The 8,586-nt window shown below is 39.9% G+C and carries 6 protein-coding genes; 4 read left to right on the top strand and 2 right to left on the bottom strand.

What is annotated here, in order from left to right; genetic code table 11:
• Window positions 1-158 precede the first annotated feature (158 nt).
• From ACRD69_RS25095 to ACRD69_RS25080, 4 genes are all read left to right on the top strand, one after another.
• Entirely contained in the window at window positions 159-341 is a 183-nt protein-coding gene (locus tag ACRD69_RS25095) for a zincin-like metallopeptidase domain-containing protein (protein WP_430817886.1), read from the top strand.
• Between the two features lie 761 nt (window positions 342-1,102).
• Window positions 1,103-1,363 carry a hypothetical protein gene (locus tag ACRD69_RS25090; protein ID WP_430817885.1) on the top strand — a complete coding sequence of 87 codons (261 nt, stop codon included), beginning with the start codon at window positions 1,103-1,105 and terminating at the stop codon, window positions 1,361-1,363.
• Window positions 1,364-1,714: 351 nt separating this feature from the next.
• Window positions 1,715-3,514: a right-handed parallel beta-helix repeat-containing protein gene (locus tag ACRD69_RS25085; protein WP_430817884.1), complete on the top strand. Its 1,800-nt coding sequence runs from the start codon at window positions 1,715-1,717 to the stop codon at window positions 3,512-3,514.
• A gap of 296 nt (window positions 3,515-3,810) precedes the next feature.
• Window positions 3,811-6,480, top strand: a complete 2,670-nt coding sequence (locus tag ACRD69_RS25080; RefSeq protein ID WP_430817883.1) for an outer membrane beta-barrel protein — start codon at window positions 3,811-3,813, stop codon at window positions 6,478-6,480.
• Between the two features lie 64 nt (window positions 6,481-6,544).
• On the opposite strand, the gene ACRD69_RS25075 is transcribed toward ACRD69_RS25080, so the two are convergent.
• Both ACRD69_RS25075 and ACRD69_RS25070 read right to left on the bottom strand, forming a co-directional pair.
• Complete coding sequence (locus ACRD69_RS25075) at window positions 6,545-7,159, bottom strand: nuclear transport factor 2 family protein (RefSeq protein ID WP_430817882.1); 615 nt, start codon at window positions 7,157-7,159, stop codon at window positions 6,545-6,547.
• A gap of 111 nt (window positions 7,160-7,270) precedes the next feature.
• Window positions 7,271-7,630, bottom strand: coding sequence for a nuclear transport factor 2 family protein (locus ACRD69_RS25070; protein ID WP_430817881.1), 360 nt, complete (start codon window positions 7,628-7,630; stop codon window positions 7,271-7,273).
• Window positions 7,631-8,586 lie beyond the last annotated feature (956 nt).

The raw sequence follows: 8,586 nt of genomic DNA, 5'->3' as shown, positions 1-8,586 counted from the left end.
CTGATGATTAATAAAGACAGTCCACTTTGTTGAAGAAATATTATTCCAACTTTCATAATATTAACACGCTGTAAACTAAAATATTTGTTCTGGAAGTTGGGATAATGTTTTAGTTAGGATAATCCTGATTATCATGAAATTCTGATAATCAAGAAGAATTGGTTGCCGAGATGGGAGCGGCTTATTTGTGTGGCATTAGTGGCATTGAAAATGTTACGCTAGACAACAGTGTTGCATATATCCAGGGATGGCTTAAAAAGCTTAAGAGTGATAAAAAGTTTATAGTGTCTGCTGCCAGTTTGGCGCAGCGTGCAGTTGACTACATATTGGAAATTGAATAATAGATTGTGATCATTTTTTGTAATCCTGATGGACTGATTCATCAGGATTAATTTTTACGAACCTTCTAACTATTATGAGTCTACATTCTACCTCTTGTGTTTTATCTTTCTGCATTGAAAAGAGGATGTAATTGAATGTATTGGAACTCATTTTTTCAACAAAGGTAATAGTAAGAAATTAGTGATTACTTTTAAGCGAAATTGAATTATTTTGGACCATATTCCATGCATATATTTGTAATACAGCTTTCAAAATGTTTCAAATTTGACTAATGTGAATTTTGAATGCTTTTAAAAATATTGTAAATTTATACTAACGAAACGTGTTGAAAGCTAAAAAAGGGACTAAATCGGGACCTATAAAGAAAGGTGGTTGTAAGTAAAAGATATTCAGATTGATAAGATTTTGGTTCGAGTCCAGTCTTGGGCACAAAATAAATCCTAATACTCTGGTTATGAGTGTTAGGATTTTTTATTGCCATACATTTTAAGATATACAATACGCAACTGAATAACTGTTTACATTAAATTGCTACTGCATAAAAGCTTTAGGATTATGCATGCAGAATGTACCTGCTAAAGTACAGGTTTTAGGTAGATAGCCATTATCAGGATTATTACAATATCATAGCTAAGTGCATGTAATGATTCATTCATTTGATTTGTGATAAGAAATAAAACCATCGTGTCACCCTTTTTTAAGACTAATGTGTCTTTATAATAGATGTGCTTACCAAATGAGCACTGTAAACGATAGAGTGATGAACAGGAAGTATACAATTAAGTGGGTAGGAAAGGACATTATTATTAAGTGTCCTGGTGAAATGGATTATTTATCCATTTTCAGTCAAAGCGGGAATTGCCTGTTTAAAGGATGTCCTCCAATAAACAGGATATTGAAAATTAACCAGGTAGCTGAAACAGAATTATTAATTGTTGCCAATGTAAACCGTGCACTGATGATCGATCATTATAAACGGGAGCAACCATTCTTAGTCAAAGATTTGGGTTTATACTGCTAGTCAGTATTAACTATAAGAATACGCATAAAAACCAATTAAAGCTGGCTTTGCCAGATCAAAGTCTGCCAAAAGGAACCACTTGCCGGAGTGGTTCTTTTTTCACTGACTATGTTGATCAGTGATATACTCACCTCACAAATACCTCACTTTCCGCCTTGCCAAGGCATCATTTCTTTTAAAACAAATGTTGAAAAACTGCACATAAACACATCATTCATCATCTTCCTTGAAATAGTTGATTGACATATCGGTAAGCCCATGTATATTTAAAGCGAGGATCAGAAAGAGGAAAGTAATTATATCGATATCTCCTCAATAGTCAGCTTTATATAATCTGTTAATTTTCAAGTTATGTATTTAAGAATCATTTCTTATTGTATGATGGTTTCTTTACTGCTATTAGGATCATGCTCCAGCAAACAACATGCTGATGAAAAGAAGGGAAACACCTACTACGTTTCTAAGTCAGGATCGGATGAAAATGTCGGATCATCAGAAAAACCATTTTTAACCATAAATAAAGCGGCACAGGTAGCTATGCCTGGTGACGTGGTCCTTGTGCGCGAAGGTGTTTATCGTGAATGGGTGAAACCGGCCCGTGGCGGATCATCTGAAGACAAACGAATAACATATCAGGCTGAAACAGGTGCTGATGTGAGGTTATTAGGATCAGAAAGAACCACCAACTGGCGGGCACTGGAAAAAGGGTTGTGGAAAGCAGAGTTTGAAGGTGGCCTGTTTCATAAGAATAATGCCTTCAGAATGCTGTCAAGACATCCTGAAGAAGTAGGTGTTGATGAATCGGGCGATGGCTGGGGCTGGCTGAAATACGGACGCTGGACGCATCGTGGAGATATTATTATCGATGGTAAAGGATTGACTGAAAAGCAGACCCTGGATGAGGTGAAACAAATGGCTTATACCTGGTATGTTGAGCCACACGAAACAAAAACCATTCTTTATACCAACTTCGGCGGGGAAGATCCCAATGAAGCACAAACCGAACTGAGTTTGAGGCCTTATGCCTTTTATCCTGTGCAACCCGGCTTAAACTATATCACTATCAAGGGATTTACTATCATGAACGTGGCATCTCATTGGGCACCACCTACTGTTGACCAGCCGGGCGCCGTTGGCTCCAATGGTGGTCACCACTGGCTTATCGAAAACAATATCATTGCTTATTCAAAGGCCTTGGGTATCTCAATCGGATTGCCTACAGGTGAAGCTGATTCAACCGATCGAGGTCACCACATCATACGTAATAATGTGATTATGCGTTGCGGACAAGGTGCTGTGGCCGGACAGCTGTGGAACCAGAAAACACAGGTGCATAATAACTTTATTGAAGATATTAACTATCGAATGGAATTTGGTGGCTGGGAAACAGCCGGTATCAAGTTCCATAATGCAGACAGCATTACCATTCGCAATAACTTTGTTCGCAATGTTTATACGGTAGATGCCGAGATTGGTGCTGCCCATGGCATCTGGAATGATTTTAAAAACAGCAACTGGGACGTATCACAAAATGTCATACTCAACACCGGTAGTTTTGGTATATTGACAGAGGCCAATTTTACAGGGCCTAACATGGTGGCAAATAATATCATCGCTACCAATGCCGTTGGCGCTTTTTCAACACGTGGCGATGCCTGGGTTAATAACCTTTTTGTAGGCTCAAAACTAAAATGGGAAAACCAGCCCTGGGGAAACAGGGTGCAGATAGGTAATGCACGTTGGCTGCAGAATATCTTTATGGGCGGCGGATTGGATAATGCGATTGTTGAAGACAGCTCAATATACAGATCTAATGTCTTTATAGACGGTGCTGGCAATAATACTGCTGACGCCGGGATGGTGGTGTTGGATGTTGCTTCAAACGCAGTAATAAGCGAAGCTGACCACCAGATTATTCTTAGCTTTGATTTACCAGAAGCCTTTTTTAACAACACCTTCCCGGTGGTTGACCATGAAGCAATCGCTTTACCTTTCTCTTTTGATGCATCAGTAACAACAGATTTCTTTGGTAATATAAGAACAGATAAAAACCTGGCGGGTCCCTTTATCAATTTATCGGCAGGTTCAAACAATATAGTTGTTTATAACTTTCCAGAACTATACAAAAAAGCCCAAAAGTTGGTAAGGTGATTATCGTCTTAGTACAGAGATAATCACTTAACAGGATTTAAATTTTTATGTAACAGGAATCATTCGCCGTAGTGATTCCTGTTTTTTTTCTTCCGCGGTCACCCCCTTTAACATTCCATGTGTCATCTTATAGGTAGCATATGAAACATATTTGAATTGATAATATAAAAGTGTGTTAACCTTAATTAACGATGATTGTGACACTTTAACCCAGTCTTATTCTTACTATTGTTTTCTTTGTATATAAGTCCTTGTTAACATATTACTTAATTTCCTTAACCTTTACTCACAAATAAATGTTCAGATATTTATTCCTTGTTTTTTTATTACTCTTACCCGTTGCCGTTATAGCACAAGGTCTTGGTATCAAAGGGGTGGTTATTGATTCAGGCGAACAATTGCCGTTGCCAGGTGCCACGGTTCTATTGACCAATGTAAGCGACTCACTGGTGCAGGAAGGAACCATTACCTCCATGACGGGAGAGTTTGACCTGAGTGCTGCCAGGGGGAAATATGCCTTGCAAATATCCTTTATGGGCTATAAGCCTTTCCGCGATACATTGCTGATTGAAGGAGAGCCATTGGCATTGGGTACCATTACCCTTTGGGAAGAAGCGGCCTTGTTGGACGAGATACAGGTGGTTAGTCAGCTGGCACCAACCTTTCAAAAGGGCGACACCGTGCTCTTTAACCCCGAGGCTTTTAAGGTGAGTATGGATGCAACGGCCAACGACTTATTGCTGAAGATGCCCGGTTTTTTTGAAATTGACGGTAAGCTCATGGCCATGGGCGATACCATTAAAGAGGTATTGGTCGATGGTAAACGATTTTTTGGTAATAATGTGCAAGAGGCACTGACCAGGATATCGCCTGAGATGATTGAGGAGGTTGAAGTGTACCAGTACAAAAGTGACGAAGCCAAATACTCGGGTTTTGAGGATATGAACGGAGGCCAGACCGTTAACATTGTAACCAGGGCCAAGAAGGAACACCTGATGATGGGTGAATTGGCTGCCGGCCTGGGTAAGGATGAACGTTATGTGGGAGAGGCTAACTTTAACCGCTATAGTGAGAAAAACCGGCTTAACATCAATGGAGGCATCAATAATGTGAGTGCACCCATAAAAATCAACCGGGGAAGGGGTCAAAATGCCATATCGGGCAATGAAATGGAAAGCAAGATGCTTGGTGCCAACTATGGTATTATGGGTGATAATGACTTAAACGTGAGGTATAACCTGTCTGATAATGAGAATGAAAATTATTCGACCAACTCACGCGAATATGTGGCCGGAGCATTGCAGGGGCAGGCCAACCAGGCAGAAAGCAGGACGCAAAGCAAAAGCGCGAACCAGATGGCAGGTATTGACTGGTCAAACCAGGCCAATGAAAAGTTTCAGTTACGTACTTCTGTTAATGCCGGCAAAACAAGTTCAGAAAGTCGCAGTCTGACCAATTCAAGCACCTATATGAATGGCAAGCTCTTGAATGAAAACTTGCGTGTCAATTCCAATGAAGTGGATAAGAATATGCTTGGAGGCCGTATCAATTTTATTCGTCGCTTGAATGAGAAAGGTAGTGCCATATCGGCTAATGTTAATATGAATGTTTTCCAAAATGAAGGGGATGGCTCACTGCGCTCCGAAACACAAAACGAAGCAGGTGAAATGGTTCAGTCGGTTGATCAACGCTCAAACAATAACAAAACAAACACAGCCTATGGGTACGGACTAAGCTATAATCACGCCCTAAGCAAGAAAAGTCACCTTAATTTTGGTTATAACTACTCTCAACGCGATGGAGAATCGGTGCGAAAGAGTTTTAATTACGATGAGCAAAGCGGTGATTATACAGCTCTTGATACCTTAACTTCCAGTGAGTTTAATAATGCATCGAAAGTGCACAAGGGTAAGCTGGCTTTTAAAACGGGTGAACGAAAATCCAATCTCTACCTGGGTATTAATATCTCGCAGACAACCCTTGAGAGCGCAGAAGTATTCCCGGAGACTGAGAATCTGAAAGAGCATTTTCTCTTTTTTGAACCGCAGGTAAAATATTCGCACGAAACCAGGAAGAAACTAAGTATGCAGGCCAGTTATGGCATGTCTAACCGTAACCCATCCTTGCGTGATTTGCAAGACATTGTCGATAATAGTAATCCCTTGTATATTTCAACCGGTAACCCCAACCTGAAATCGTCACAAACGCACCAGGTGTCTTTTTCCATTCGGAAGTCAAACCCGGTAAAGGGCACCTTTACATCCATAGCTTTGCGGGCGAGAGTAACCAATAACAAGGTGGCCCAAAACAGAGTGGTGGCGCAAAACGATACAACAGTACTGGGCGATTACTTTTTACCGGCTGGTGGTCAGTTTAGCCAGGCCGTTAATCTCGACGGTTATTACCGTGTTAGTTTAGATGGTACCTTTAGCCTGCCGTTTAAAAAGCTCAAGTCAAAACTAAATATGCGTACGGGCCTCAGTTATAACCGCACGCCTACCATTATCAACAATGTGGTGAACCATTCCAACAGGTTGAATATGACACAAAACTTTACCTTAAGTTCCAATATCAGTGAGAAGATTGATTTTAAGATTGTCAGCAACAGCCATTTTTCAATGGTGGACGGGCAAAGTGGATCAGCCTCACAAAGCAATTACTTTACCCAGAGTAGTTCCATTAACCTGTATTATAATTTTTATAAGAAGTTTATTTTTAAGACCAACACCAATCACACCTATACCGGAGCATCGGGTAACCTGGCCAGTAACAGTCGTCTTTACCTCAACCTGGCACTAAGCACCAAGGTGTTTAAAAACAATAAAGGTGAAATCATCCTTACGGCATATGACCTGGCCAATCACGAAAATGAGATCAACAGGCAGGTGGATGAATTCTCTGTATCAGAATCATTCAGCCCAACCCTGAATCAGTTTTACATGTTAAGCTTTGTGTATAAGATATAGAATTATAACTCATCTGATGACTAAAAATAATTATTAATTGTCATCAGATGAGTTATTTAAAAGTCTATTGCCCAAGTTGGCAGTCATGCTTGGGATCAACGGCACAAAGGTAGTACTCGCGGAAGCCCATAACAGCCTGGCTTAGTTGGTCAATACCAATCATAATATCACCCTCGGAATAATAGTCTCGTGAAAATATAAGCTCGGTAGTTCCTCGTTTAAATTTCACTATAGTCATACCGGGAGCCTCAATAACAGCACCGTTCACAACACCGGTCATGGTCCATGTCGCCATATAGATATCATCAACAAGTGTTTCATCTTCGACAACAGTGATCAAGTCTTGCGATTGGGAAAACAATCGTCCAAGGAAATCAGCCATGGTCGCTGGTGTATAGATATCTACAATAGGATCGTGATACTCGTAGTTGTCTGCCAGGTATGGAATAATAGTTGGCCAGTTATCGGCATCCAGCTGCACCAGAAGACGACCAACGCTTAACTGTTTTTTTAATAATTTCTGCCCCTTTAAGTGACCTTGGATAGTACTTGTAGTTGATGATGGAGGAGGTAGTGAACAAGGGTAGTCAGGCACAACAGAGCACCTGTACTGTTCTCTGAAATAAAACACTACAAGATCCAGGCCGGGTGTACCATCAGGATTTTTAATCTCAGCCATAATATCGCCCTCAGAATAGTAATCGCGTTGATAGTATACCTGTAAGGAGTATGGCTTGAATTTAAAGATGGAGATGCCTTTTGCCTTATAAGGAATTCCATTGAAGCTACCTTACATGATCCAGGTGGCAGAGTAGATGTCGTCAACAAGTGTTTCTTCGATGACTTCCGTTTTAAGATCGGGTGACGAATTTTCTATAAGCATATAAAGGAATCCGGTCATATGCTCGATTCCATAAATGTCAACAATAGGATCGTGATACTCAATATCGTCTGCGTAGTAAGGAAGAATTTCATCTATTCCTCCTCCAGTTACTTCGAGCAAGGCACGTCCTACCTTTATGCGTTCCTGGTTAAGTTTGCTGTTCATGGCTTTGGAACCACCAATTTGATCGAGGTATTCACACGACGGGGTAGACAGTATAAGAATCATACCTGCAAGCATGGCAAGTGCATGGCTAAATTTTTTCATGTTCTTAATGTTTTAGGCGATTAAAAATTAAAGAAACACGAATTGAATAAATATAAGTAGGTTAATGCGTTATGTAATTTAAGTTGATTTTTGCAGAAAGTAAACCGCTAGGGAAAAAATAGAAGAAGTGAATAATGAAATCTGATTTGCTGGTGCAATAGCATTAATTCATCGGTTGATTCTACTTAACTATTTATAGCTTACCTGCATTTTCAATACAATTTTTTCGGTATTTGTTGCACTTTTCTACCAGACAGCTTCGGTACAGCTTCAATCCCGCTTCGGTAATTGTTCGACAGTTGTTCGGTAATCCTTCGGTAATTGTTCGGCTACGCGCGTAGCCGGGCAATTACCGAACAATTACCGAACAATTACCGAAGAAATACCGAATAAGACCCGATTATGGTCCGAAATTGACCCCAAAAAGGCTCAAACAGACCCCAAAATGTACTTTTGATGTCCTTTTTTAGTGATTTTCGTGAAAAAAAGGCGTTTTCGCTAACGTGCATTGAGTTATATTTTTAACATAAGCAGTGGTAAAAATAGCCTAAGTACATCATGGTGAGCGTGATAGTGGTTTTGCCAAATTACAATGCATGCACTGTCATTGCAAACAGCTTTTAATGGCAGTATGTTTGTTGAAAATTGATTACTAACTCAAAAAACAAGGATGATGAACTTGAGGAAATTTAAGCAAACTCTACCATTGAAAGCCTGGTGTCAATTCGCAGCAATACATCTGTTCACTTCGATAATAAGTCACAGCTCCATAACTATCCGTTGTGGTTAAGGTGCAGTCAGTCAGTCAACTCATTAGCTCTGCTTTTTGCCACAGATATACTCTAATAAATTACAATTTTTTAAGCCACTTTTTCATTGGAGCTGTTCATATTTCTTTCTCTAGGATCAAGACAAATATAGTCTTGACTGTATGGTTTCTTGTTTTGAACAACACT

It is taken from the genome of Carboxylicivirga agarovorans (genome assembly GCF_050589845.1).
GTDB classification, from domain to species: domain Bacteria; phylum Bacteroidota; class Bacteroidia; order Bacteroidales; family Marinilabiliaceae; genus Carboxylicivirga; species Carboxylicivirga agarovorans.
This window is presented reverse-complemented; position numbering and strand designations above follow the sequence as displayed.

Bases quoted from the DNA above. Each gene is read 5' to 3' on its own strand.
- ACRD69_RS25085 (WP_430817884.1), top strand. From the start codon at position 1,715: ATGTATTTAAGAATCATTTCTTATTGTATGATGGTTTCTTTACTGCTA.
- ACRD69_RS25090 (WP_430817885.1), top strand. From the start codon at position 1,103: ATGAACAGGAAGTATACAATTAAGTGGGTAGGAAAGGACATTATTATT.
- ACRD69_RS25070 (WP_430817881.1), bottom strand. From the start codon at position 7,630: ATGAAAAAATTTAGCCATGCACTTGCCATGCTTGCAGGTATGATTCTT.
- ACRD69_RS25080 (WP_430817883.1), top strand. From the start codon at position 3,811: ATGTTCAGATATTTATTCCTTGTTTTTTTATTACTCTTACCCGTTGCC.
- ACRD69_RS25075 (WP_430817882.1), bottom strand. From the start codon at position 7,159: ATGGCTGAGATTAAAAATCCTGATGGTACACCCGGCCTGGATCTTGTA.